Origin of the sequence: Moraxella sp. CTOTU46934 (genome assembly GCF_031979465.1) — a bacterium.
Taxonomy (GTDB): domain Bacteria; phylum Pseudomonadota; class Gammaproteobacteria; order Pseudomonadales; family Moraxellaceae; genus Faucicola; species Faucicola tetraodonis.
The window spans coordinates 98,991-124,465 of record NZ_DALZEG010000006.1; the positions used below are offsets into that span (position 1 = coordinate 98,991).

The window sequence follows — 25,475 nt, forward strand, 5'->3', positions numbered from 1 at the left end:
CGCATAGAACCTGTGTTTTTGTAGTTAGCCAACGATTGATTTGCGATATTAATGAAAGACGATAATAACAACGACTCATTGCCCGAAGATGGCACCAAGCCTGACGATAAATCATTGGTAGATAATGACCTAGACGGTAAAATAGACACTGAAAATCTAGAAACTAAAAGTCCAGACGGTGAAGATTTAGACCCTGCAAAAGAAGAGGCGGGTTGGCTTCGACACTGGTATCGACAGGGTCTTGTCACTAAAATTGTGATGGTGTTAGTCGTTATTTTGATTGCGATTTTGTTAGGGGCTTATTATGCCGTCGGCACCCCGTGGGGTACACGGTTACTTATCAATGCCATCGTTCAAGAAACAGGTATCAGCCTAACATACGGCAAAGGCAATCTTCGTGATGGTATCTGGGTGTATGATGTTAAAATCCCTGACAATCCCCCCAAAAATTATGTCGAAGTCACCGTTGATAAAGCCTATGTCAAAATTGGCTGGCGCGCGCTCATCAACAAAGAAGTGCATTTGCGTGAAGCCAACATCAATCGCATGGTCATCACCTACAAAAAACCCCCTTCCAATAAACCCTTTGATTACCCACGCATCGCACTGCCTGTTAACTTAACCTTAGATGACGTAAAAGCAAATTTAGTGCGCTATCAGCAAGTGACCCGCGACCCCATCGATTTTAAACAAGCGCATGTCCAAAATTTTACTTGGTATGATACCCAAATCACGGTTGGCGAAGGCAAATTGGCGTATAACAATTTATTAAGCGTTGATAAAATCAAAGGCAAAATTGACCTGCAGCATGATTATCCGCTGGATGTGACAGGACTGGTCATCGTCAATTCATTGTCAAAAGTGTATGTCGATGCGCTCGATACCCATGCCACAGGCAGTTTGAAATTTTTGACCGCGGATATAAAGAGTAAATACAATAAATCGGATGTTACTGGGCATTTAACGGCGCAGCCGATGGATAAAAACGCGCCATTTAATGCCAAACTTGAATGGAAAGATGTGTTATTGCCCTATGCCACCAGTCAAAACATCCATCTAAAAAATGGCTTAGCGACTGCGAGCGGGGTGACCAATAATATCCAGCTGCGTATCAATGCTGATTTGACTGCCAAAGATATCCCCGATGGCCATTATCAAGGTCGCGGCGTGATTGCCAATCAAAAACTCAGTATCGAATATCTCACGGCTAAAGTCGCGCAAGGGACATTGACGAGTCAAGGCACGATTGATTGGCATGACCGCACCCGTATTGCCCTCATGAATACGGGGAATGGCTTTAAGATTCGTCAGTTGTTGCCAAAAGACATCGCCCCCTATGCGCCAGAGACCTTAACAGGCAAATTAGGCATCGTCTATGATGTGGCAACCGATAAATTGCCGATGCAAGTACGGGCAAATCTGCGCCAAGATGACGGTGAAATTATCAATGCCGATATCCGACAAGCCAAAGGCAACCATAAACCTTATACTATCGATGCCAATTGGCAACAGCTGATACGTCACAATCTACCGAGCATTGGCGAGCTTAACAGTCCCAATGGCAAAGCGCACGTGATTTTTCAGCCGGCAGACGGCAAGCGACCCAGCAGTGTACAAGCCCAAGTCAATGCCAATATCTTAAAGCTCAATCAAGCCCCAAGCGGTAATTATCAAGTCAATGTCAATAAAACAGGTCAGCTGGTTGATATCACTCAATTGCTGTACCAAGGCGTGGCAGGTAATTTGGCAGGCAATGGTAAAATTAAACTAGCGAGCGGCAATCAGCCGTTAGCTTGGCAAATCAATGCCAAAGCCAATCATTTAAATGCCCACAGCATTTTAAATAGCATCCCGCTGCAAGACTTGACGGGCAATGTGGTTGCCAGCGGTACCCAGCAACGTATTCGCCAAGCCAATCGAGCAGTTGTGACCCGTCATGATGTCACCATCAACCAAATTGACATGACAGGGGATTTATTGGGCGCCAACAATAGCAAAAAACACTTAGCGTTAAAAGGCGCAGGCAAAGTACGTGCCGATCTACTGGGCAATAAATTATCTTATATCGCCGCCAAATTTGATGGTAGCCTCAATGCGCCAAACGTACCCGCAGGCTCGTTTAAATTTGATATTGCAGGCACGCCACAACAGCTTAAAATTAATCAATTTAGCCATCAAGGTAAAGAAGGCTATATCAATGCCAACGGTAGCATTGATATGAGCAATGGTGCCGGCTGGCATATCAATGCTGACATGAAAAATTTTGATGCCAGCTATTTTGTGCCAAGTCTGCCAAGCCAAATCACCGGCACCATCAATACCGATGGCTATTGGCGGGCAGGCGCTCAGTACATTCATATCGCCAATATGAATCTCACAGGCAGGCTAAAAAACCAACCGTTATTGGCGACAGGTCAATTGACCGCAAAACTGAATTTGCCAAAAGACCTCAGCACGCTGCGCCAAGTCATTGAAAATAGCGCCAATAATCAAAAATACGGACAAATCCGCCGTCTTGTTGAAAGTCTGCAAGCCAATAATCTGCTGGTACAATGGGGCAGCAATCGCATCACCGCCAATGGCAACCAAAATCAACTAGTGACCAGTGTCGATATCAGCACGCTCAATCAGCTAATGCCGCAGCTAAAAGGTATCGTTAAAGGCGGCATTGTCTTAACCCAAGATAACAACCAAGCACTGCCTAATATCTATGTGGATTTAGTCGGGCGTAACATTTCACTGCCAAACTTTGTGGTACTCGATGCCAAAATCACCGGCAAATTGGTCAATCTTGCCAAATCACCCAGTCAGTTGCAATTGACTGCAACGGGTATCAATATCGCTAATCAACCGCTGCGCTCTTTGCAACTGTATTTTAACGGTACCCAAGACAATCACACCTTGGATGTCAAAGCAGATAGTACCAAAGGACAAGTACAAGCGACGCTCAAAGGTCGTATCGATCTTGCCAAAAAACAGTGGTCGGGTATGCTCGGTAATGGACAAATTGGTACCAAATATGCCAAGCTGCAACAGCTACAGCCCGCACAAATGCTATTGGGCTGGCAAAACCTGAATGTACAAATGGCGGCACACTGCTGGCAAATGGTGGGTCAAAACGGCAGTCTGTGTCTAAAAAACAACCTTGTGGTCAGTAATGGGCAAGGCAATGTCGATGTCAGCGTACAACAAATTGATAGCCAAATTTTCTCTGTGGTGATGCCGCGTGATATCGCTTGGTCAGGAAAACTCAACGGCACCGCACTCGTTCATTGGCAGAAGAACCAACGACCCAGTATCAATGCCAGCTTCTTTACCGATAACGGGGTATTTGGTACTGCCCCACAAACCCCTGAAGAAAATCCAACGACCATTGCCTATGAGCGTATCAGTGTCATCGCCCGTTCAACCGCAGAAGGGCTAAAACTTCGTGCAGATATCAAAACAGCCAATGGTGCAGGCAATGGCTATTTGGACGCCACTGTCAATCCGTACATACAGTCAAAACCGATTTCAGGCACCGTTGTTTTTCAAGATATTGATTTGGCGGTATTTAAACCTTTCTTCCCATCGTTTGAACGCTTGACAGGTAACGGTCTTGTGGCAGGTAAAATCAGTGGTTCATTAATGCAGCCCAAATTTGTGGGCGATATTGAGTTACAAGATGCCGGTCTTAGCATCACAGGCGTGCCGATGCGCTTTGATAAGATTAATGTGTTATCGCACGTGGCAGGCAATCAAGCCTCTATTGATGGGTCTTTTGCCAGTGCAGGCGATGGTCAAGGCACCATTACCGGTACAGTTGATTGGACACGTGAGTTGCAAGCCAAGCTGAAGCTGCAAGGTAAAGCGCTGCAAGTGAGCCAGCCGCCTGCGATTTCTGCCATTATTAATCCAATTTTTGATGTGATTGTCAAACCTAGCCAGCGCTACGTGAATATCGTAGGCGTGGTTGATGTGCCTCGTGCCACCATTCGCCCACCTGAAACCACAAGCAATGTGGTGAGCAAATCCCCAGATGTTAACGTGATTGATAGACGCTTGATGGGTCAGATTGATGATGTGCTAAAAGTCACTCAACCCTGGAGCATCAACGCAGATGTGGGTGTGGATCTCGGCGATCGCGTCAGCTTCCAAGGTTTTGGGGCACGCTTGCCATTGGCGGGTGCGCTGCATATCACCCAGCGCGGTCAAGGCACCATGAAAGCAGAAGGGGTGGTACAAGTATCACGCCGCTCAAAAGTCGAAGTATTTGGGCAAAGCTTGAATCTAAACTTTGCGCAAGTTCGGTTCAATGGTGAAGTGATGAAACCACTGCTAAACGTAGAGGCAGTAAAAGACGTGCAAGGCGTACAAGTGGGTGTCAAAGTCAAAGGCAGCACCAGTGCGCCAAATATTACCGTGTTTAATAATGGCGGACTTAGTGAACAGCAGGCGATGAATGCGTTGGTGACAGGTAGTCTAAATAACAATTCAGGTCAAACTACCAACGAACAAGACTTTAGAAATCGCGTCAACAATACCATTGCCGCAGCAGGGTTAAGTTATGGCTTAAGCGGGACGCGCCAATTTACCAACCAAATTGGTCGGGCGTTTGGGTTGCAGCGTTTAACGTTAGATGCCAATGGCTCGGGCAATGACACCTTGGTCAGTCTAACAGGGTATATCACCCCAGACTTGTTTATACGGTATGGGGTAGGCGTGTTCACCTCGCAGCCTGAGCTCAGTATGCGTTATCAATTAACAAGGCGCTTATACATTGAGGCTAAATCCGCCATCAATAACTCTGTCGATTTGATTTATAACTGGCGCTATTAATGGGTTGATAAACAGTAAAAAGGCTGAGTTAATGCTCAGCCTTTTTTGGTTTCACGGTTTTTTGGTTTCACGGTTTGTTGGTTTTACTGTTTTTTAGCTTAAGTTTTGGTTAAGGATACCAATTACGGACGCCATAAAACAGCACTTGCGCCTGTTTGATACAGCGATTGAGATACTCTTGCTTACCTTGCACCTCGGTGGGGTCAAATTTGAGCCATTGATACACCCAAGAAAAATACATATTTACGCCCATATCCGCAATCAACAGCCGTACTTCTTGATTTAAATGACCAAAGGCAGGTTGCATGGCCAAATCATCGGTCATGATTTGCGCGAACAAGCTGATTTGCTCGTCGAGTGCATTTTGCACAGCTTGGTTGCCACCATAGCGTTCAGAGACAATAAAGTGCCAGTGCAATGACGCGTGTTCCACACTTTCCAAAAAGAAACGCACGCTTGAGGCAATTTGACCTTCATGCGTTCGGGTGCGACCTAGCTGCAAATGATCGCGCAGACTTTGCAGCGTGTGACCGAGTTCTTCATTGACCAAGCAGGTGCCAAGCTCATCGATATCCTGAAAATGTCGATAAAAAGCCGTCGGCACTACGCCCACTTCGCGGCTAATCTGACGAAGTGAGATCGACGAAAACGCATGCCCTGACCTCGATAACTGAAGCACCGATTGAAAAAAGGCTTGACGGGTTTGGCGTTTTTGCAAGTCACGGCTAGTCATTAGGTATCCAATCAGCGGGTTAAATAAGGAAAAATATTCTAAGCCGAAAACGCCAAATATACAATCGTTGACGATTGACGATTGACGATTGGCGATTGAAGCTCAGCGATGAGGTTTAAATATTCACCGACCAATTGCCTTTTAACGCTTGCGCGAGCCGATAGGCTTCATGATCATTCATGCCAGTCAGCATGTCTAAAATACACAAGATATTTTGATAAACATCATCCCCTAATTGCCGACTAACATTGCTTAAATGGGCATTTAATAGATTAAGCAGCCGTAATTGCTCAAACTGAGAGATACTGTCTGCTGAATTACCCGTCAACGCGAGCGGCATAAACGCATCAAGTAGCGTATGTAAACAGCGGTTTGACATGATTTCAACGCGTACTTTGCTTGGATGTTGAAAAATACGGGTATGGGCTAGGCTTTTGGCTTCACTGATACTACTGCGTACGTTATTGGGGCAGTAGTCAAATAAGCTGCCCGTCAGCTCACCTGCCAATAATGCGGCTTGGTTGGCAACAAAGGCATCAGTAACTTTGTCCACCAATCGCCGCATTGCTCGCCCCCGTAGCGCGGCTAATTTTTGGCTGATAGGCGCATTGGTCGTGACTTCAGACGGTACCCCAAGCCGTTTACCGACGAGTTTGAGCAGCAGTGGCTCAACTTCATGATACGCTAACATACCCAGTAAAATCCCATCTTCCAAATCAATCAGCGCATAACAAATATCATCGGCAGCTTCTAGCAAATAAGCCAATGGATGACGCGCGTACCCCCTTTGAGTCTTGGGTAATCGCAGCTGCTCTGCCAAATCATGCAAATACGGCGCTTCACTTTCAAAACAACCAAATTTTTTGAGCGTTAAGGGTGAGGGCAGTGCGTCACTGTCGCTGACTGGGTTGCTGACTGGGTTGATAGGTGTGGAAAGATAAGGGTATTTCATAAAAGCGCCCAGCGTCGCCGCTGTCAAGCGCATGCCGCCTGCATCGGGATGATGCTCGTTACGGGTCAGCAGTCGAAAGCCTTGCGCATTGCCTTCATACGCTAATAAATCTATTTGCTGGCGCGGGCTAAGCCGCCTTAGATATTGGCGCTGCGCAGGCTGAAAAAACCAATCTCGAATCGCCTGTTCACCCGCATGCCCAAATGGGGGGTTACCGATGTCATGCGCCAGACAAGCTGCCTGCACAATGACTCCCATATCCGACATGGTAAAGCCGCTTGGCAAGTCATTACCGAGTTTCTCCGCGCTCATCATCCCTAGCGAGCGACCAATACAAGACACTTCAAGCGAATGGGTTAAGCGGGTATGAATACCCATCTCATGAGTTAACGGATGCACTTGGGTTTTTTGATTCAATTGGCGAAAAGATTGCGAAAAAACCAGCCTGTCATAGTCCTTATGAAATGCCGTCCTTGACGTCTTGGATTGGGTGAAATGATTGCCATGATAGATAGGTTTGGCAGATAACAGCGCTTGCCATTGCTTGTGTGTATTTTTTTTCATTATTATTTTCAGTCATAAAGATAAATAGCGGATTCTTGGAATTAGCTAACTAGCTAATTGATTCTAGCTAGATAATTGATTATTAACCAGTTTGGATAAAAATTTTTTCAAGTGTTTGATGACACTATACCATTAATCGCAAAAAATGACCAAATAGGAACTTTTCTGATAAAACAATTGTGTAATTTTTTTATTATTGTTATAATTTAGTAACAGATACAGTGTAGAATGTAATCACTATAAGATAAATGTAATATTTGATTACCTTTGTAAATTGCTTTTGTAGCACTACTAGACATAGGTTTCAATCTATGTCGTATAGGGATAATTGCTAAGTAACAGAGTGAAATTTAAACAGTTAAATTTCAAATTTTTTAGGACACAAGTTATGATCCATCAAGTGAACGATACTAAAGGCACCGATGATAGTGTAGAAATGACGCGCCATCACTCCAAAATCAACATTCATAGTGTTGTACTGGTGATTATGTTAGCGCTCGTGGTGACATTTTTGATGGTGGTGGGGGTCAGCTATCTGTATGAAGCTAACAACTTAAAAGGACAGTCATCGAAATATTTTTGTCCGTCCGCTTCTGCCGTACAAGTGGGTATATGCGTTAAGAGCTAATAGTAGGTTTGCTATTAGGCGTGAATGGTTATTATATTTGCCGACTCGGTTAATCCAGTCGGTTTTTTAATGGCTAAATTCAAGGGCTTTGAATTAAAATGCTTTTAATTGAAACGCTTTGAATTAAAGCGCTTTGAGCTGATAAATGCCGGCAAAAATTTGCCCCATTTTTTTATATTTGAGTGGCTCAAGTGATGCGGTGAATGATTCCAACAACTGTGTGTGATCTTGATCGCTTTCGATATATAGTAATGACTGCGGATGGATTAACTGATGGTTTATTAAGCCATGCAAAATTGTCCCCCACAACGCTAGTTGATAAGGCGGGTCGATAAACACCACATCAAACGGCTCGGTGTTTGCCAGTTGCGGTAAGGCATGTTGTATCGTAGTTTCCATTGTCACAATTTTTGTATCATCAATACCTAAAATGGCTTGGGTGGCTTTGATGTGCCTACATTGCTCATGGTTAGGCTCGATAGAAGTTAACTGCTTGGCACCTCGCGACAAGGCTTCAAAACCGAGCACCCCACTACCCGCACAGCAATCTAGTACCTTGGCATTGACTAAATCATCGGCAAGCCAGTTAAACACTGTCTCTCGGACACGGTCGGGGGTCGGTCGCAACCCATCGGCATCGATAAACGCTACCAAACGCCGCCGATACTCACCGCCAATAATACGCACGTGAGAAACTGGTGGAGATTTGGTAGCTTTATTGGGTCGTTTGCTAAATTTGGACATCATAGTTTGGACATCTGCATTACGTCAGTCAGCGCCACTCAATGCAGTGAGTTCGGCGGCAGTGGATTTGGATAAGCTGGGTTTTGAGACAATAGGTTTACCTGATAAAATTGCTTCTTGGCGCTGCAGTCGTAGTTGCTGTTTTTTCGCATTGATTTTGGCAAGTTGTTCAGGCGAGGGTGGGGTGATTGGATTGTTATGACGCGTAAGCAACCAATAATCAATCGCTTTTCGAGCAATGGGTGCCACCTTGCTACCCCCACGTCCATTTTCAACTATCACAGCCACCGCTATTTGTGGGTTATCAACAGGTGCAAATGCTATGAACCAGCCATGGTCACGGTGACGCTCACTCAGTGCTGCCTCGTTATAACGCTTGCCTTGAGCAATAGATTTAACTTGCGCAGTACCTGTTTTACCCGCCAAACGGTAACGATCGGTATACACCCCTTTCGCGGTACCCGATTTTACCGTTAATTCCATGGCAGTCTGCATGTTGAGCCAATCTTGCTCAGTGCCTCTAAAGGGAATTTTACCGTCTGGGTTATTGGCAAGTGAATATTTAACCGCCCCCGTGGTTTTGCTCAATAGATGGGGCGTCAAGTGATTTCCTGCATTTGCTAAAATGGCAGTTGCATTCGCAACTTGTAAAGGGGTCGCCAAAAAATAACCTTGACCGATACTGGCAGAGACAGTTTCGCCTGGTAACCAAGGCTTTTTATAAGTTTTCATCTTCCATGCCGTTGAAGGGTAGACACCGGTTTTTTCTCCCGGTAAATCAATACCTGTTTTTTTACCAAAGTTGAACCGCGTCATCCAGTCATGCATTCTATCAATACCTAACTCATAGGTATTCTTGTAGTAATAGGTGTCAACAGATTGGGTAATCGATTTGGTCAAGTTAACCGTACCATGACCCGATTTTTTCCAGTCCCTAAATTTGTGCTTATCACCTGGAATACTAAAATACCCAGGGTCATATATCGTACTGTCCCAAGTCATGATACCAGCATCTAACAGACCAAGCCCAGCAAAAGGCTTAATGGTTGAGGCGGGCGGGTATTGACCTTGCAAGGCGCGATTGTACAGTGGCATGTCGGGGTCTTGTTGCAGCGCCTTGTATTCTTTGGAGCTTATCCCTGAGATAAAGGGGTTTGGGTCAAAGCTTGGGTTACTAACAAATGCAAGTATCTCGCCTGTGCTAGGATCCATTGCCACCAAAGCCGCTCTTTTTCCAGCAAGTTCATCACTCACCACCTTTTGCAAGCCATAATCAAGGCTTAGATAAATATCATTGCCGGGAATGGGTGGTTTGGTATCGAGTTTTTTGATGATATCGCCATAAGCATTGGTTTCAATTGATTGATAACCGGGTTTGCCCAGTAGCAGCGGCTCGTAATATTTTTCAATCCCTGTTTTACCAATCAAATCGGTGCCTGCATACAGCTTTTTATCCAGCTTTTTACTGTCGTTGTCGCTGATACGCCCAACATAGCCAATCACATGGGCAAACAAATCACTGTAGGGATAGGTGCGCGTGAGTTTACTTTGAATCGTCACCCCTTTAAAAAACGGTTTGCGTTCACTAAACTGGGCAACTTGCTGTTCGGTGAGTCCGATTTTAATGGTGACAGGTTCGTTTTTACTTTTTTTAAGGGCTTTTGAAGCTTCGCTGATTTCTTCAGGTGTCAACTGAAAAATCGGGGTGAGTAGTGCCAAGGTATTGTCAGGATTGTCAATTTCATCAGGACTGATGACAGCGGTAAAAACAGGCTGGTTATCTGCCAAAATCACGCCGTTACGGTCATAAATGTAGCCGCGACTGGGCGGCGCAGAAACCAGTTTGATACGATTATTGTCAGACTGGGTAACGTACTGGTCGTGGGTATAAATTTGTAGATAAGCATAGCGTACAATCAAGCCAACCAAGCCCAAAAAAACAAACACTGATGCCAAAATTACCCGGCGGCGAAAGATGAGATTTTCACGTTGCATATCTGAAGAATGGGGTGGTTTCATAAGCGGGTAACAGCAATTAGAACGGTTTTAAAAAGGGTCGCGGTGCGATGAATGTTTAGCTTAATGCAAATATAGGGATATCACCCAGCTACTAAGCTCCTATATGGGTGGCTTAAGTATGGGTGGCTTAAATCTGATGGCTTAAGTCAAAATTTAAGAGCGATATACTAGCATAAAATGTGGCAAATAAGCATGCCCAAATCCTGTCAAAATCGCAAATAACTAACGGCTGCTGTCAAAACAAGTGTATCAAATTATGATAACCGAATTGACGGCAATATGGATATAACATAGGGATGCAAAACCGCTAAAAATACAACTTCTTCAGGTAAAATGTATCTTTCTGTGCTAAAATCTAGCGGTTTGAACGCACCCATATTCACGCACCCATACTACAGACGTTGTCAAGCAAACCTTGTAATGTCATCTCGGTTTTATGGTCCTTTGATTTTAGCTTTTTCACTATGTGAGCTTTTTTGATATGTTTGCAGAAATTTGGCACAAGCTTGCAACCCATCCGCAATTTTTCGCCATGCTGACCATTCCATTTGTGACAGCAGTCGTGACTTGGGCGCATGTATGGATGGCGCTCAAGATGCTATTTTATCCCATTCATTTTTGGGGCATTAAGATTCAAGGGTTCCCAGGCGGCGGTATCGGCTGGCAGGGCATTGTGCCACGCAAAGCGGGTAAAATCTCAGGAATTATTGTTGACCAAACTTTATCCAAGCTTGGCTCGCTTGATGAGTTTTTCCAAGCCATGCACCCTGAAGAAGTGGCAGATTTTATCAGCCAAACCATGAACCAAAACTTGGATTTGCTGATTGATGAAATCATGAATGAGCGCTCGGCAACGCTGTGGGCGAATCTGCCTTTTGCTGTCAAACGCCGTATCTATGCGTATGGACACGAGCAATTGCCAGCTATCATGAAAAATCTGGTGCTCGACTTGACCTACAATGTCGAAAACTTGGTTGATATGCGCGAGATGATTGTCAATAAGATGGAAAGCGACCGCGCGCTGATGGTGCGGATGTTTTTGAAGGTAGGTCAAAAAGAGATTAATTTTATTTGGCATATCAGTGCGCTGATTGGGTTTGTATTTGGTATTTTGCAGATGGCGATTTTTTGGTTTGTGCCGCAGCACTGGACGGTGCCGTTTTTTGCCGCGATTTGGGGGCTGTTGACCAATTGGATTGCCATCTGGATGGTGTTTAATCCGATTGAGCCGCATTATTATCGCTATCCCAAATTTTTTAGTTTTAGCAAATCGCTGCCGTTTATCCGCTTTGAAAAACCGCATATGGGACAATTTAACTGGCAAGGTGGTTTTATGAAACGCCAGCCTGAGGTCTCTGAGGTGTTTGCTGAGATTGTGGTCAAAGATTTGGTCACGCTCAAAAACATCATGCATGAAATGATGTATGGCAGCCGTGCGATGCAAACGCGTGAGCTGATTAAAAAACACCTAAACCCAATTTTGGAATCACAGGTGATTCAAACAAGCTTGAAATTTGGTTTGGGTCGTAAAGAGTTTGGTCAGCTTAAGCACGTGATTATTGATAAGTCAATTGCAGCGACTATGGTGCCGATGAGTAATCCTGAGCTAAACCTTAGCCGCGCAGAAAAAATCTTTGGGCTGTTTCGAGACCGTATTCGCGCATTGACGCCCAATGAATTTCAAAATCTGTTGCGTCCTGCCTTTCGTGAAGATGAATTAACACTGATTATTTTGGGCGGTGTGACAGGGTTTTTGGCGGGCTGGATACATTTGATATTGGTGTTTTATTAATTTGACCCATTTTTTTGGTGAAAATTCTACAGTGTGATAACCACTACAGCGATAGGAGCAGTGGGTATGTTAATTACTGAATTGGGCTATTTTGCGCTTATTTCAGCCTTGGTGATTGCCATTTTACAGGTTATTTTGCCAGCAGTCGGGGTGTTTAAACACCAACCTGCTTGGCAACGACTGGCGGGAAGTTTTGCCATTGCGCAGTTTTTGGCAACCGGTACGTCATTTTTGTGCCTGATGTATGGGTTTTATGCCAATGATTTTACGTTGATTTATGTCGCTAATCAGTCAAATTCTTTGCTGCCTTGGTACTATCGCCTATCCGCCACGTGGGGTGGGCATGAAGGTTCACTGTTACTGTGGGTCACCATTTTGGCCACTTGGGGCGCGGCGGTAGCCGTTTTTAGTCGAAGCCTGCCGCTTGCCATGCGCGCACGCGTGTTGGTGATTATAGCCTTTGTGCAAATGATGATGCTAAGCATGGTGATTTTTGTGTCGTCACCTTTTAATCGCAGTCTACCCAGCATCCCCGTGGATGGCAAAGATTTGAATCCACTACTGCAAGACCCCGGATTGATCTTTCATCCGCCGATGCTGTATATGGGCTATGTGGGCGCGGTAGTACCGTTTGCTTTTGCCATGGCAGCATTGTGGGCGGGTCGGTTAGATGCGGTGTGGACGCGTTGGTCGCGTCCTTGGACACTAGCGGCTTGGAGCTGTTTGACCTTAGGGATTGTGTTTGGCTCAATGTGGGCATACAACGAGCTTGGCTGGGGTGGCTGGTGGTTTTGGGACCCTGTGGAAAACGCGTCGTTTATGCCTTGGCTCGGTGGGGTCGCATTATTACACTCATTGGCAGTTACTGAAAAGCGCGGCGTGTTCAAAGCTTGGACGATTATGTTGGCGATTTTCACTTTTGCCTTGAGTTTATTGGGTACGTTTTTGGTACGTTCGGGGGTCATTACCTCGGTTCACTCATTTGCCGCAGATCCCACCCGCGGTCTGTTTATCCTAGTGATTTTGGGCGTGGTAATCGGTGGCGGTCTGGCGATGTTTGCGTGGCGCGGTTGGCGTTTAACCCAAGAAAGCCATTATCAGCTCAAATCTCGTGAGACATTATTGGTCATCAATAACATTATTATATTAGTCGCAACCATCGTGGTGGTCATTGGCACACTTTATCCAATGCTGGCCGATGCGTTAAAACTGGGTCAAGTATCGGTCGGCGCGCCTTATTTTAATGCGTTATTTGTGCCATTAACTTGGTTATTGTTGTTGTTTTTAGCCATTGGACCGGTCAGCCGTTGGAAAAAAGACACCCGTCCATTCTTAGGTATAGGCTTGGCGATTTTAGCCAGCTGTTTTGTGTTAGCCGGGGTTTTAAGCTATTTCTTGGTGAGTGGCATCAATATCAACATCTTTATGTCAGCGGCACTGTGTTTATGGGTGTTGGTATGGATGGTGATTGATATCAAAGACAAAACCCGTAACGCGCGCTCGCTGGGCGCTGGGCTGAAACGTCTGCACATGGGCTATTGGGGAATGCAGCTAGCGCATTTGGGTATTTTACTATCCGTGATGGGCATTGCCATTACCACAAGCTTAAGTATCGAAAAAGACATTGCCATGCAAAAAAACCAATCGGTTGAAGTACAGGGCTACCAGTTCACGATGGATGAACTAAAAAAAATTCGCGGCGCCAACTTTGATGCCACCCAAGCGGTCGTCAGTGTTCGTAAAAATAATCAAGTGGTCGCGACCCTTTATCCAGAAAAACGCCATTATGTGGTCAGTCAAATGCCCATGACCGAAGCTTCTATCCAGTACAACCCATTAAGAGATATCTACATGGCAATGGGTGAGCCGATTTTAGGGGTTAATCAAACGGAAGCCACTGCCACTAAATGGGCGGTGCGTATCTATATCAAACCTGGCGTACGCTGGGTGTGGTGGGGCGGTTTTGTGCTGGCGCTGGGTGCGATTTTAAGTATGTTTGATAAACGCTATCGTAAACTGCCGAGACTTGCTGATATGAGTGATGACAAGTCGGGGAATTTGGCAGCGATTAACACAGCAGCGGCAAATGCCCCCGTGTTAGTAAAAAATGACAGCAAGTTAGGTGAGGAGAGTGCTCATGGCAATGCGTAAAAGACAACTTTGGTTTTTAATTCCTTTGGTGCTTTTTTTGATTATCATTGCGCTGTTTTATACGCGGTTGGGCAAAGATACCACGGTAGTGACCAACACCTCGCTCAATCGCGCTTTGCCAAGTTTTAGCTTACCGTCTTTGGGTAACCCATCACAAATGATTACCCAAGCGCAGTTACCCAAACAGCCATTTTTACTCAATGTATGGGCATCTTGGTGTGTGACTTGTAAAGTTGAACACCCGTTTTTATTGCAAATGTCAAAGGCAGGCGTACCGATTGTTGGAGTCAATTATAAAGATGAAACCAAAGACGCGCTTGATTATCTCAACACCCATGAAGACCCATTTACCCTCAATGTGCAAGACAAAGAAGGGAATTTTGGCATTGATTTGGGTCTGACGGGTGTGCCAGAGTCGTTTGTGGTTGATGGCAAAGGCAATGTGCGCCAGCATATCTTGGGTGAAATCAACGAAGATCGCTACAATAAGCAAGTATTGCCTTGTATGACTGCGCTGCGTGAACAAGCCGCCGATGCTAAAATCCGTGAGGTGTGCCAATGAGTATCACATTTTCAAAAACTCTTCATTTGATAGTCAGGGCGATGGCTATGGTATTGTTAGTCGCAGGGTTATCCATATCGGCTTGGGCAAATATTGATACCTACCAATTTGACAACCCGCGCCAAGAAGCCCAGTATCGTGCGCTTATCGAAGAGTTTCGTTGTCCAAAATGTCAAAATCAAAACTTGGCAGGTTCCGATGCGCCAATTGCACAAGATTTAAAACAAAAGACTTATGACATGGTCAAAGACGGTCGTTCCGACGCCGAAATTCGCCAGTATATGAATGAGCGCTACGGTGACTTTATTAGCTACAAACCACCTGTGCGCCCATCCACCTGGATTTTATGGTTTTTTCCGCCTGTGTTGTTGGTGTTTGTGATGCTGGCTTGGTTTATTCGTAACCGTAATTCGTCAAAACGTGCCGCTGTCATTGCCAATCCCATAGAAGACGGCTATGCGCCACTTTCAGCCGCCGAACAACAGCGATTACAAGACTTGTTAAACGCCAATGATAACGCTGCCAATGCTAAAACTAGTGAAATCAATCAAGCAGCGGTTAAGGAAAATTAATGTCAACGCTAATTATTTTTATCATTGTCGCGCTTTTGTTTGCTATCACGCTTGCGGTATTTATTTTGTTACCTTGGTTGCAAACCCAAGACCATCACGCTATTGCCAATCGCGCTGATAATCAGCTACTAACGCTCAATATTGAAGTATTTAAACAACGGTTGGTAGAACTTGATGCCGATTTTGGCGAGGGTCAAATCGATGAGGCGACTTATCAAACCCAAAAACTGGCGTTAGAGCGTCAATTACTAGACATCAGTGACAATCAAGATACCAGCCATTTTACCCCCAATTGGAAAAGCCGTCTGATAGTTATCATCTGGATTCCGCTATTATCTGCGATGGCTTATGTGATGATTGGCGACCGCACGCCCGTCTATCAATTATGGGATGCACAAAATCGCTTGGGACAAGTCGCGGATGATTTGCTGACCGCAAAAATCGATACGCCACCCGAATGGGCGACCAAAGACAGTGTGGGACTGATTAGTGCCATGCAAACCAACGTGCATCATCATGCCACCGATCCGCTACGTTGGTTCCGTCTATCTGAAGTGTTTGTAGCCTTGCAAGCACCCGAGCAAGCAATTGAAGCCTTGGCAAGGGCGTATCGTCTCAATCCTGATGATGAAAAAATCGCCATTACTTACGCGCAAACTAGCTTTTTTACCCAAGGCGGGGTAATGGATGACAAAACCCGTCAAGTGGTTGAGCATATTCTAGCCAAAAGTCCCAAACACCAAGGCGCACAAATGCTGATGGCAATGGGTGAAATGCGAGCGGGTAACTACGCGCAGTCTCGAAAATGGGTAGCGCTACTACGCACCGAAATCCAAGCGCGTCCTGGCGATCATACCCAAGCTTTAAACAGCTTATCTGAACTTGAACAGACTATCAACCAGCGTGAGGCCCAAGGCGAACAGGCGATTATAGTCAATGTCAAAGTCACCCCTGAGATATTGGGACGGGTGAAAAAAGGGGAAAGCTTATTTGTTAATGTGCGTAAGATGGCAGGTGGTCCCCCTGTTGCTGCCAAAAAACTGTCAGCAGATAGCTTAACCATCAATGGTATGGCAATTAACATCAGCGATAACGATAGCATCATGCCGACCATGACCTTAAGTTCGGCAATTAGCACGAATGAGCCATTGGTGATTACTGCCCGTGTTAGTGCCTCAGGTGATGCCATGCCGCAAAGCGGTGACTTGACGAGTAACCCCGTACCGCTAGAGAAAACGGCTGACTCGACAACGGTATTGATTGATAAAATCGTGCCTTAAATCGTTATGAAAAATTCCTTGATTGAATACGGGCATAATTGAATAGGTGGTGAGTTAACTCTTGCCACATTTTTATTTTTAATACCCCTATCAATTTAAATTATTTTGCAAAAATTGCTTGAGATTTTAGCGGTTAACGAGTATTGTTAACCCAGTATTTCAAAACTGTTAGTTATTCGAACACACCATTTGTGGGTCTTTTTTGCTATTGCAGTAATGAGATAGGGCGATTTTAATAATTTCGACTTAAGGAATAGGTTTATGAAGCGTATTATTCTTTTAGGGCCACCTGGCGCTGGTAAGGGTACCCAAGCACAAATCATCACCAAGGAATTTAATATTCCACAAATCTCAACAGGTGATATGCTACGTGCCGCTATCAAAGAAGGTACTGAGCTTGGCAAACAAGCCAAAAGTATCATGGATGCCGGCGGACTTGTCTCAGATGATTTAATTATCAACCTAGTTAAAGCCCGTATTGCGCAGCCAGATTGTGCCAACGGTTGTATTTTTGATGGCTTTCCCCGTACCATTCCACAAGCGCAAGCGTTAGCCGATGCAGGCGTACACATCGATAACGTGGTAGAAATTGCCGTACCTGATGAAGAAATCGTGTCTCGTTTGTCAGGTCGTCGTTCTCATCCTGCTTCAGGTCGCGTGTACCATGTGGTCTATAATCCACCCAAAGTGGAAGGTAAAGATGACGAAACCGGTGAAGACTTGGTTCAGCGTGAGGATGATAAAGAAGATACCATCCGTGATCGTTTAGCGACTTATCATAACCAAACAGAAGCTTTGGTTGGTTTTTATCAAGACTTGGCAAAATCGGGTCAAAACGCGCCACGTTATGCCAAAATTGATGGCACACAAGCGATTGATAAAGTCAGTGAGCAAGTCCTAGCTGAATTAAAAGCATAATTAAATCCCTGAGGAAACGCATCGATGGGCTTTTAGGTAAGCTAAATAAAAAAAGCTGAAATCGAAATTTCAGCTTTTTTTTATAATTAAATCAGTTTTATAGCCAAATCAGGCTCAATAAAAAAGCCAATTCAATACGAATTGGCTTTTTTAGTTTTAAACAAACAATTAAGCAGTTTTAAGGGCTTTAATTGCTTTGTTTAAGCGGCTTTTATGACGTGCTGCTTTGTTTTTGTGAATCACGCCTTTGTCAGCAATACGGTCAATCACTGGAACTGCTTTTTTGTAAGCTTCAGTCGCTGCCTCGTAGTTTTTATCTTCAACGGCTTTTACCACATGTTTGATGAAAGTACGAACCATAGAACGTTGTGATGCTTTTAATTGACGACGTTTAACGTTTTGACGAGCGCGTTTGCGAGCTTGTGCAGAATTTGCCACGTAAATCTCCTTGGATTTGCAATATAAATCGATCTGTTAGTAAGTGAGCAGCCATTCGCTTATTACAGATACGGGTAGTGAGGGTTGCTTGAATCCTTGAATCACTAGACACGGAAACACAATTAACGATATCAAGCGGATTTAAAGCCCGCTATTTTAGCAAACTCACGCTACAATAACAACTTATTCGGCAGATTATTCAGCGTATTTCGTCTATTGACCAAAAAACCAGCGGGCAATGCCCATCAATGCTGAAAAAAACGTATTTGTAGGTGAAAGTTTTGATTATCTGTGATTAAATAAAATGACATTAAAAACTCATAAAAATATTCATACTGAGGTCATTGTTTTATGCAGCGCACAGCATTAATCATCGGTGCAACCGGCTTGGTAGGCAATTCACTACTGACCCAGCTTGGCAGTCTTTATCAAAAAGTCATTATCATTGCGCGCTCTCAGCCAAAAGGGTTGAGTGATTCGATGCATTTTTATCAGCTTAAAGATTTTAATCAAATGCATGAATTTGTGTCTGCGCTGTCGATAGGTAAAGACACCGATGCTTTTAGCTGTCTGGGTACTACCATTAAGGAAGCGGGTAGTGAAGCCGCCTTTCGGCGAATCGATTTTACCTTTAATGTGGCATTTGCAAAAGCTTGCAAACAAAAAGGCGTAGAGCGGTTTTTTTTGTTATCGGCGATGGGCGCCAATGCTGACAGTCGCTTTTTTTATAACCGTGTCAAAGGTGAGCTTGAGACTGCGATTGACAATTTAGGGTTTCAAGAATTAGCAATTTTTCGTCCCTCTTTGCTGCTTGGCAAACACGATGATCGTAAACTTGAAACCATCGCGCAGACGGCGTACAAACTCATCAAACCTATCGTACCCAAAAAACTGCCTGTCCGTCCCATAGAAGCCGATAGGGTAGCGATGGCAATGGCGCTGGTGAGCAACAATTGGCACATCAAACATACTTATGAAAAATGCGCCAATCGCGTCGATACCGTCAAGAAAACCCAAGTTATCAGTAACGGTGAAATGCTAGCGATGACGCGGTTTAGAAACTAACTTTCCCAAAAAAACCATTGACTTAAGGAACGATGATGAGCGACATGACGTTACAAAATTTTATTACCTGTGATTTATTAGATGATAATCCAGAATGTCAGGTTTGTGCACCCAATATGGAAGGCAAACGCTTTTTTAGTTATGGCGGTAACACAAAATTTGGCGGTGAAGTGGTAACCGTCAAATGCTTTGAAGACAATAGCCGGGTTAAAGAGCTGTTAGCCACGCATGGCAAAGATGAGAAAGGCAATGGCAAGGTTTTGGTGGTAGACGGTGGTGCATCAATGCGCTGTGCCTTGCTGGGTGATATGATTGCACAAAGCGGCGTTGATAATGGCTGGGCTGGCGTGATTGTGTATGGCTGTGTGCGAGATGTGGATGATATGAGCAAAATGCCAATCGGCGTACAAGCGCTCGGCGCCATTCCCCGCAAATCCAATCGCAAAGGGGTGGGCGAGACGGATATCGAGATCAGCTTTGGCGGTCTAACTATCAACTCTGGCATGTATGTGTATGCTGATAACAATGGCATGATTGTGAGTCAGACATCATTGCTTTAATGAGCTAACTTAAGCTACTAAACTTAAAAGTAATCTATGTTGGTTAAAAAACTGCATCAATTGTTAATATATTAACTGGTTATATGGCTTGACTGCGTTAACATCAGCGCATGAAAGCGCGTGCTTTTTCTGATTTTTTTATTGTCATATCATTTTGGGAATTATTATGAAACTACATCAAACTCTGCTATCGCTTGCCATCGCCACCGTCATGTATCACGCTGCGCCCGCGCAAGCCGCGCCCGCGCTAACGTATGCTGGCGATAATCCTCATATCGTTAATCTTGCCAATACCAACGCTTGGCTTGAAATAGATACTAAGGCGTACGGGCATAATATTGAAGCGATGCGCGCGCATTTAGGCGGTAAATCCCAAATCTGTGCGATTTTAAAAGCCGATGCCTATGGCTTTGGCATTGATAATTTGATGCCTACCGTGATTGAGCATAAAGTGCCTTGTATTGGTATTGCCAGTAACGAAGAAGCCCGTATCGCCCGCAAGCACGGCTATAAAGGACGAGTGATGCGGGTGCGTACGGCGACCAACCAAGAAATTGAAGACGGCTTAAAATACAATATCGAAGAGTTATTTGGTACCCTTAAACAAGCCCAAACTGCCAGTGATATCGCACGAGCAGCGGGCGTGGTCATTAATTTTCATATGGCACTCAACGACGGTGGCATGGACCGTAACGGCTTAGATTTGAGCGTTGCGAAATCTAAACAAGACGCTTTGGCAATTACTAAGCTTAAAAATCTCCACATCGTCGGTATCATGACCCATTTTCCTGTTGAGGATAAAGCCGATGTACAAAAAGGGTTGGCTAGTTTTAAACGAAATATCGATTGGCTGATTAAGACCGCTAAACTCGACCGTAAAAAACTCACCATCCATGCGGCGAACTCATTTGTGACGCTGAACGTGCCAGAAGGTTGGTTTGATATGGTGCGTCCAGGGGCGATTTTGTTTGGCGAGCCTTACTATGAACGTCCAGATTTTAACTACATTATGTCGTTCAAAAGCCGTGTGGCTAGCGTCAATTTCTATCCTAAAGGCTCAACGGTTGGCTATGACCGCACTTATACCTTGACACGAGATAGCTATTTGGCAAACTTACCATTCGGTTATTCAGACGGCTACCGTCGCGCCTTTACCAATAAAGGTCATGTCTTAATTAATGGTCATAAAGTCCCTGCATTGGGCAAAATCTCGATGAATACCACTATGGTCGATGTCACCGATTACCCCGATGTCAAAGCAGGCGATGAGGTGGTTATCTTTGGTAAACAAGGTAGTTCCGAAATCACCCAGTCGGAAATCGAAGATATTACAGGTACACTCTTTACCGAAATCTACGCCAACTGGGGTAACTCAAATCCTAAATTTGTTAAAGCCCAAATCACCAAATGGCTCAAAAAATAACGTCAACTTGACAAAAAAGCACCGCCAAATTGGCGGTGTTTTTTTGCATATCACTTTGGTAAAAGAAGCTAGATTGCTGCATTGCAGGGATAAAGTGTTAAAGTGTTATTGCCAAAAAGTCTGCTAAAACACTGCTATTTTAGCTTTAATTTTTCAGCAAAAACCCCCACAATAACGTCATTATTTTTCGCCTTTTTAACTCAAAAGACTTATAACCAAAAGACCGATAACAATGACGAATGTTACACACTCACTGTCTCATCTTTCCTTTCGACTCAACCAATCGTTGTTTGACAATGCTAAGCATGACAAAAAATGGCTGGGCAACTTACAAGGCATGACCCAAGCCTTATGGCTCACCAGCCTTACTAGCAGCGATAGTGGTCAGCAAAACCGGCTTAAAGTCGTCGTGACCCGTGACCAAAATCAGCTCAATCAGCTTGAAACAGAGTTGGCATTTAGTGGGGTTGATGCCCATGTGTTTCCTGATTGGGAAACGCTTACCTATGATGAGCTGTCACCGCACCATGACATTGTCTCTGAGCGGATTCATTTGCTTACTCATATGCCAACTGATGGTATTTTACTGATTTCGGTGCAGACCTTAATGCACCGCGTCGCCCCTGCATCATGGCTATTGGGTCAACACTTTGATTTGTCAGTGGGGGACACCTTTGATGTGGCAACCGAACGTCGAAAACTGGCAACCGCGGGCTATCATGCGGTAGATAATGTCTTTGAGCCTGGGGAATTTGCTGTGCGTGGTAGCGTGATTGATTTGTTTGCCATTGGTCAGCCGTTTCCAGTCCGCATTGATTTGTTTGATGATGAGATTGAGAGTATCCGTTTTTTTAACCCGCAAACCCAGCGTAGCTTGACCCAAGCGGATTTGGACGAATTAAAAGACAGTGACCCCCATCAATATATCAAGTTTATGAATAGTCAAAAAAAATCGGGTGAAACTATCGGTAAAATCACCAGTTTTCAGATTTTACCGGCGCGAGAATTTCCCCTGGATGAGGGTAGAGAAACGTTTCGCGCCAATTTTGCTAGCACCTTTGCCAACACATCTGCCCGCCGTTTTGAGCTGTTTAACGATGTGATGAACGGCATTGCACCCGCCGGAGTGGAGTATTATCAGCCATTATTCTTTGAAACGGATACTTGGCAAAATGGCTCGGATTTTTTTAGTTATTTGCCCAAAGATAGCTTGTTTATCGTCGATAATCAAATAGAGACGGCTTACCAAAATTTTTGGCAACAAATCCAAACTCGTTACAATGACCGCAGGCACGATATCGAAAAACCGATTTTGGCACCGCAAGATTTGTATCTGGCAGAACATATCTTTAATGAAAAAATTGCCCAATATCCTCGCATTATCACCAGCGAACAGCCAATTCATGACACCAAAGCTGGGGCAATCAATGCATTGGTTGACACACCACCTGATTTAACCGTTGACCACAAACTTGCTGAGCCACTGCAAAGACTGATGGCATTTCGCGAGCAGTTTGCTAAACCGATATTATTGGTTGCCGAAACTGCGGGTCGCCGGGAGATTTTATCGGAGCTGTTGCAAAAACGCTTTAATTTACAAAGTGTTTCAGGATTGACCGATTTTCTTGCAAATATGGATGAAGCGCATAGTAATGCGATTGCCTTGACCATTGCACCGATTGAACGAGGCGCGTTACTCCCTGATAAGTTTGCAATTCTCTCAGAAACCCAGTTGTTTGGACGGCAGGTGTTACAGACTCGCCGCCGTCGCCAAAGCGATGTGTCTGATGAATTTTTGGTTAAATCGGTCAGTGAGCTTAATATCGGCGACCCTGTGGTGCATATTGATTTTGGCATTGGGCGTTATCAAGGCTTGATTACCCTTGAGATTGATAGACAACTGCAAGAGTTCATCCATCTTACCTATGCAGATGATGCCAGTGTGTATGTGCCTGTGGCAAATCTGCAACTCATCAGCCGTTATGCGGGTGGCGACTCGGCAACCGCACCGCTTCATACCATAGGTAGTGGTAAATGGGATAAAGCTAAAGCCAAGGCACTCAGCCAAATTCATGATGTGGCGGCAGAACTGCTCAACGTACAAGCCCGCCGTGATGCCAAAGTGGGCATTAACTTCCCAATTGACCAAATCCAGTATGACTTATTTGCCAGTCAATTTGCGTTTGAAGAAACGCCCGACCAAGCCAATGCCATTGAGGCGGTTAAGTTTGATATGAAGCAAAATAAGCCCATGGATAGGCTGGTGTGCGGTGATGTCGGTTTTGGTAAAACCGAAGTGGCAATGCGTGCCGCTTTTATTGCAGTGCAAGCAGGGTATCAAGTGGCAGTGCTAGTACCGACGACGCTGCTTGCTGGGCAACACGAAGACAACTTTTTGGATCGATTTGCCGATTGGCCCATTCGTATTGAGTCGCTTTCTCGCTTTGGCACCAAAAAACAACACGATGCGATTCTCAAAGGCTTAGCCGAAGGTAAAATTGATATCGTCATCGGTACCCACCGAATTTTGCAAGAAGATGTCAAGTTTGCCAACTTAGGTCTGATGATTGTTGATGAAGAACACCGTTTTGGCGTCCGAGATAAAGAGCGTATCAAAGCCATGCAATCGGATGTTGACGTATTATCAATGACTGCAACACCCATACCGCGCACGCTGAACATGGCGTTATCGGGTATGAGAAACATGTCGATTATTGCCACGCCCCCGGCAAGGCGGTTGGCAATTAAAACCTTTGTCATGCAAAAGTCTGATAACTTACTCAAAGAAGCGATTTTGCGTGAATTATTGCGTGGCGGACAGGTGTTTTTACTGCATAACGATGTGGCAAGCATTGAGCGCATGGCAGAAACCGTGCGAGAGCTTGTGCCCGAATCTCGGGTGGCAGTGGCTCACGGTCAAATGAAAGAACGAGAGCTTGAGCAAATCATGCAATCGTTTTACCACAAAAAACACAATGTGTTGGTGTGCACTACCATTATCGAAACGGGCATTGATATCCCCAATGCCAACACCATTATCATTAACCGTGCCGATAAATTCGGGCTAGCGCAGCTTCATCAACTTCGTGGGCGTGTTGGTCGCAGTCACCACCAAGCTTATTGTTATCTGCTTGTACCGTCTATTAAAGGCTTGACAACGGATGCCCAAAAGCGCCTTGATGCCATCAGCCGTGCTAACACATTGGGGGCAGGCTTTATGCTTGCCAGTGAAGACCTTGAGATTCGTGGGGCGGGTGAGCTGCTGGGCAAAAACCAAAGCGGCAATATGCAAGCGGTTGGTTTTAATCTCTATATGGATATGCTAAACCGTGCCACCAAAGCCATCAAAGCAGGCAAACAACCTGATTTGAACACCCCATTATCGCTAACCAGTGACATTAATCTGCATTTGTCGGCACTCATTCCTGAAGATTATCTGGGTGATGTGCATCAGCGGTTATTGTTTTATAAAAAAATCGCCAATGCTGAAGACTATGACAGCCTAATTAGCATTCGCAGCGAAATGCTAGACCGTTTTGGCAGTTTGCCGGAGCCGACCAAAAATTTATTTGCTATTCACCAAATCCGCTTAATGGCTGAAGCGCTGGAGATAAGCAAGATTGATGGCAATGAGCGGCAAGTCACCTTTGAATTTTCACCAAGCACCCCTGTGGAAGCCATTACCATTATTGGGCTTATTCAGTCGAATCCGAAAAAATTTAAAATGAATGGAGCGACAGGGCTAAAAATGATGGACGACAAAGCCCTTGCTACAGCAGAAGGACGGATTGACGCGGTAAAAAATCTCATAGAGAAATTATCTTTAAAAGCGTGATGATGACCTGATAATAAATAATTATTGGCTCATCATAAGCGTGTTATAGCGAAAAAGAAGATTTAGAAAATGATGGAAAATCAATTACCTAATGGCGAACGCCTGATTGAAGAACCTACCTATCCCGAAGACTGGGAATGTTGCGACAACGGCTGCGAAGAACTATGCGTGTATGAAATTTACCGCGTTCAAAAACAAGCGTATGACGAACAGCAACAGCGACTCAAAAGCGTGCCTAAAACTACTTACGGCACCGACAAACCTGCTCAGTAGCTGGAGTATTCTTCAATAAAAGTAATTTTTTGTAAATTCGTATTCCTGTCACATGAATTTCATGCTACTGTCATCAAACTCACGTTAAATATCATGACGTTATGAAGTTGCATTGATAACGTAAAATAGATAGTAAGTAGTAAGTAAA

The 25,475-nt window shown here is 44.7% G+C and carries 18 protein-coding genes; 13 read left to right on the plus strand and 5 right to left on the minus strand.

The features are described from left to right. Positions 1 to 51 precede the first annotated feature (51 nt). The gene (locus RTN07_RS06635; RefSeq protein ID WP_312176767.1) at positions 52 to 4,818 is read left to right on the plus strand and encodes a translocation/assembly module TamB domain-containing protein; all 4,767 of its coding nucleotides are present in this window, start codon (positions 52 to 54) and stop codon (positions 4,816 to 4,818) included. A gap of 109 nt (positions 4,819 to 4,927) precedes the next feature. On the opposite strand, the gene RTN07_RS06640 is transcribed toward RTN07_RS06635, so the two are convergent. Both RTN07_RS06640 and RTN07_RS06645 read right to left on the minus strand, forming a co-directional pair. After that, positions 4,928 to 5,551: a TetR family transcriptional regulator gene (locus tag RTN07_RS06640; protein WP_312176769.1), complete on the minus strand. Its 624-nt coding sequence runs from the start codon at positions 5,549 to 5,551 to the stop codon at positions 4,928 to 4,930. 115 nt (positions 5,552 to 5,666) lie between these two features. Beyond that, a complete protein-coding gene (locus RTN07_RS06645; RefSeq protein WP_312176772.1) occupies positions 5,667 to 7,067 on the minus strand; it encodes a deoxyguanosinetriphosphate triphosphohydrolase in 1,401 nt (466 codons plus the stop codon). Between the two features lie 388 nt (positions 7,068 to 7,455). Here RTN07_RS06645 and RTN07_RS06650 point away from each other — a divergent pair, with 388 nt between their 5' ends. Then, positions 7,456 to 7,695 carry a hypothetical protein gene (locus RTN07_RS06650; protein WP_312176775.1) on the plus strand — a complete coding sequence of 80 codons (240 nt, stop codon included), beginning with the start codon at positions 7,456 to 7,458 and terminating at the stop codon, positions 7,693 to 7,695. A gap of 123 nt (positions 7,696 to 7,818) precedes the next feature. Here RTN07_RS06650 and rsmD read toward each other — a convergent pair whose 3' ends face one another. Both rsmD and mrdA read right to left on the minus strand, forming a co-directional pair. Continuing rightward, a complete protein-coding gene (gene rsmD, locus RTN07_RS06655) occupies positions 7,819 to 8,442 on the minus strand; it encodes a 16S rRNA (guanine(966)-N(2))-methyltransferase RsmD (protein ID WP_312176777.1) in 624 nt (207 codons plus the stop codon). A gap of 21 nt (positions 8,443 to 8,463) precedes the next feature. Then, positions 8,464 to 10,458: a penicillin-binding protein 2 gene (gene mrdA, locus RTN07_RS06660; RefSeq protein ID WP_312176779.1), complete on the minus strand. Its 1,995-nt coding sequence runs from the start codon at positions 10,456 to 10,458 to the stop codon at positions 8,464 to 8,466. A 481-nt stretch (positions 10,459 to 10,939) separates the two neighbouring features. Between mrdA and RTN07_RS06665 the strand changes: the two genes are divergently transcribed. The 6 genes from RTN07_RS06665 (at position 10,940) to adk (ending at position 17,733) form a co-directional block, all read left to right on the plus strand. After that, positions 10,940 to 12,250, plus strand: a complete 1,311-nt coding sequence (locus RTN07_RS06665) for a DUF445 domain-containing protein (RefSeq protein ID WP_312176781.1) — start codon at positions 10,940 to 10,942, stop codon at positions 12,248 to 12,250. 66 nt (positions 12,251 to 12,316) lie between these two features. Further along, the gene (locus RTN07_RS06670) at positions 12,317 to 14,401 is read left to right on the plus strand and encodes a heme lyase CcmF/NrfE family subunit (protein WP_312176783.1); all 2,085 of its coding nucleotides are present in this window, start codon (positions 12,317 to 12,319) and stop codon (positions 14,399 to 14,401) included. After that, entirely contained in the window at positions 14,388 to 14,963 is a 576-nt protein-coding gene (locus tag RTN07_RS06675) for a DsbE family thiol:disulfide interchange protein (protein ID WP_312176785.1), read from the plus strand. Before RTN07_RS06670 ends, RTN07_RS06675 begins: the two co-directional genes overlap by 14 nt. Before the next feature lie 47 nt (positions 14,964 to 15,010). Next, positions 15,011 to 15,535, plus strand: coding sequence for a cytochrome c-type biogenesis protein (locus RTN07_RS06680; protein WP_409455550.1), 525 nt, complete (start codon positions 15,011 to 15,013; stop codon positions 15,533 to 15,535). After that, on the plus strand, positions 15,535 to 16,815 hold the full coding sequence (gene ccmI, locus RTN07_RS06685) for a c-type cytochrome biogenesis protein CcmI (RefSeq protein ID WP_007115276.1): 1,281 nt from the start codon (positions 15,535 to 15,537) through the stop codon (positions 16,813 to 16,815). The genes RTN07_RS06680 and ccmI overlap by 1 nt, the downstream gene beginning before the upstream one ends. A gap of 261 nt (positions 16,816 to 17,076) precedes the next feature. Continuing rightward, complete coding sequence (adk, locus tag RTN07_RS06690) at positions 17,077 to 17,733, plus strand: adenylate kinase (RefSeq protein ID WP_312176790.1); 657 nt, start codon at positions 17,077 to 17,079, stop codon at positions 17,731 to 17,733. A gap of 168 nt (positions 17,734 to 17,901) precedes the next feature. Here adk and rpsT read toward each other — a convergent pair whose 3' ends face one another. After that, a complete protein-coding gene (gene rpsT, locus RTN07_RS06695) occupies positions 17,902 to 18,171 on the minus strand; it encodes a 30S ribosomal protein S20 (protein WP_007117302.1) in 270 nt (89 codons plus the stop codon). Positions 18,172 to 18,522: 351 nt separating this feature from the next. Here rpsT and RTN07_RS06700 point away from each other — a divergent pair, with 351 nt between their 5' ends. The 5 genes from RTN07_RS06700 (at position 18,523) to RTN07_RS06720 (ending at position 25,327) form a co-directional block, all read left to right on the plus strand. Next, entirely contained in the window at positions 18,523 to 19,236 is a 714-nt protein-coding gene (locus RTN07_RS06700) for an NAD(P)H-binding protein (protein ID WP_312176792.1), read from the plus strand. A gap of 44 nt (positions 19,237 to 19,280) precedes the next feature. Then, positions 19,281 to 19,796 (plus strand): ribonuclease E activity regulator RraA, encoded by a 516-nt coding sequence (gene rraA, locus RTN07_RS06705; protein ID WP_312176842.1) that lies wholly within the window; start codon positions 19,281 to 19,283, stop codon positions 19,794 to 19,796. A gap of 166 nt (positions 19,797 to 19,962) precedes the next feature. Continuing rightward, positions 19,963 to 21,219 carry an alanine racemase gene (alr, locus tag RTN07_RS06710; protein WP_312176794.1) on the plus strand — a complete coding sequence of 419 codons (1,257 nt, stop codon included), beginning with the start codon at positions 19,963 to 19,965 and terminating at the stop codon, positions 21,217 to 21,219. 232 nt (positions 21,220 to 21,451) lie between these two features. Then, positions 21,452 to 25,054 (plus strand): transcription-repair coupling factor, encoded by a 3,603-nt coding sequence (mfd, locus tag RTN07_RS06715; RefSeq protein ID WP_312176797.1) that lies wholly within the window; start codon positions 21,452 to 21,454, stop codon positions 25,052 to 25,054. A gap of 69 nt (positions 25,055 to 25,123) precedes the next feature. Continuing rightward, positions 25,124 to 25,327 carry an oxidoreductase-like domain-containing protein gene (locus tag RTN07_RS06720; RefSeq protein WP_007117306.1) on the plus strand — a complete coding sequence of 68 codons (204 nt, stop codon included), beginning with the start codon at positions 25,124 to 25,126 and terminating at the stop codon, positions 25,325 to 25,327. Positions 25,328 to 25,475 lie beyond the last annotated feature (148 nt).

What these genes read in the sequence shown, in the direction of transcription:
- RTN07_RS06635 (WP_312176767.1), top strand. Translation starts at nt 52, where the DNA reads ATGAAAGACGATAATAACAACGACTCATTGCCCGAAGATGGCACCAAG.
- RTN07_RS06640 (WP_312176769.1), bottom strand. Translation starts at nt 5,551, where the DNA reads ATGACTAGCCGTGACTTGCAAAAACGCCAAACCCGTCAAGCCTTTTTT.
- RTN07_RS06645 (WP_312176772.1), bottom strand. Translation starts at nt 7,067, where the DNA reads ATGAAAAAAAATACACACAAGCAATGGCAAGCGCTGTTATCTGCCAAA.
- RTN07_RS06650 (WP_312176775.1), top strand. Translation starts at nt 7,456, where the DNA reads ATGATCCATCAAGTGAACGATACTAAAGGCACCGATGATAGTGTAGAA.
- rsmD (WP_312176777.1), bottom strand. Translation starts at nt 8,442, where the DNA reads ATGATGTCCAAATTTAGCAAACGACCCAATAAAGCTACCAAATCTCCA.
- mrdA (WP_312176779.1), bottom strand. Translation starts at nt 10,458, where the DNA reads ATGAAACCACCCCATTCTTCAGATATGCAACGTGAAAATCTCATCTTT.
- RTN07_RS06665 (WP_312176781.1), top strand. Translation starts at nt 10,940, where the DNA reads ATGTTTGCAGAAATTTGGCACAAGCTTGCAACCCATCCGCAATTTTTC.
- RTN07_RS06670 (WP_312176783.1), top strand. Translation starts at nt 12,317, where the DNA reads ATGTTAATTACTGAATTGGGCTATTTTGCGCTTATTTCAGCCTTGGTG.
- RTN07_RS06675 (WP_312176785.1), top strand. Translation starts at nt 14,388, where the DNA reads ATGGCAATGCGTAAAAGACAACTTTGGTTTTTAATTCCTTTGGTGCTT.
- RTN07_RS06680 (WP_409455550.1), top strand. Translation starts at nt 15,011, where the DNA reads ATGGTATTGTTAGTCGCAGGGTTATCCATATCGGCTTGGGCAAATATT.
- ccmI (WP_007115276.1), top strand. Translation starts at nt 15,535, where the DNA reads ATGTCAACGCTAATTATTTTTATCATTGTCGCGCTTTTGTTTGCTATC.
- adk (WP_312176790.1), top strand. Translation starts at nt 17,077, where the DNA reads ATGAAGCGTATTATTCTTTTAGGGCCACCTGGCGCTGGTAAGGGTACC.
- RTN07_RS06700 (WP_312176792.1), top strand. Translation starts at nt 18,523, where the DNA reads ATGCAGCGCACAGCATTAATCATCGGTGCAACCGGCTTGGTAGGCAAT.
- rraA (WP_312176842.1), top strand. Translation starts at nt 19,281, where the DNA reads ATGACGTTACAAAATTTTATTACCTGTGATTTATTAGATGATAATCCA.
- alr (WP_312176794.1), top strand. Translation starts at nt 19,963, where the DNA reads ATGAAACTACATCAAACTCTGCTATCGCTTGCCATCGCCACCGTCATG.
- mfd (WP_312176797.1), top strand. Translation starts at nt 21,452, where the DNA reads ATGACGAATGTTACACACTCACTGTCTCATCTTTCCTTTCGACTCAAC.
- RTN07_RS06720 (WP_007117306.1), top strand. Translation starts at nt 25,124, where the DNA reads ATGATGGAAAATCAATTACCTAATGGCGAACGCCTGATTGAAGAACCT.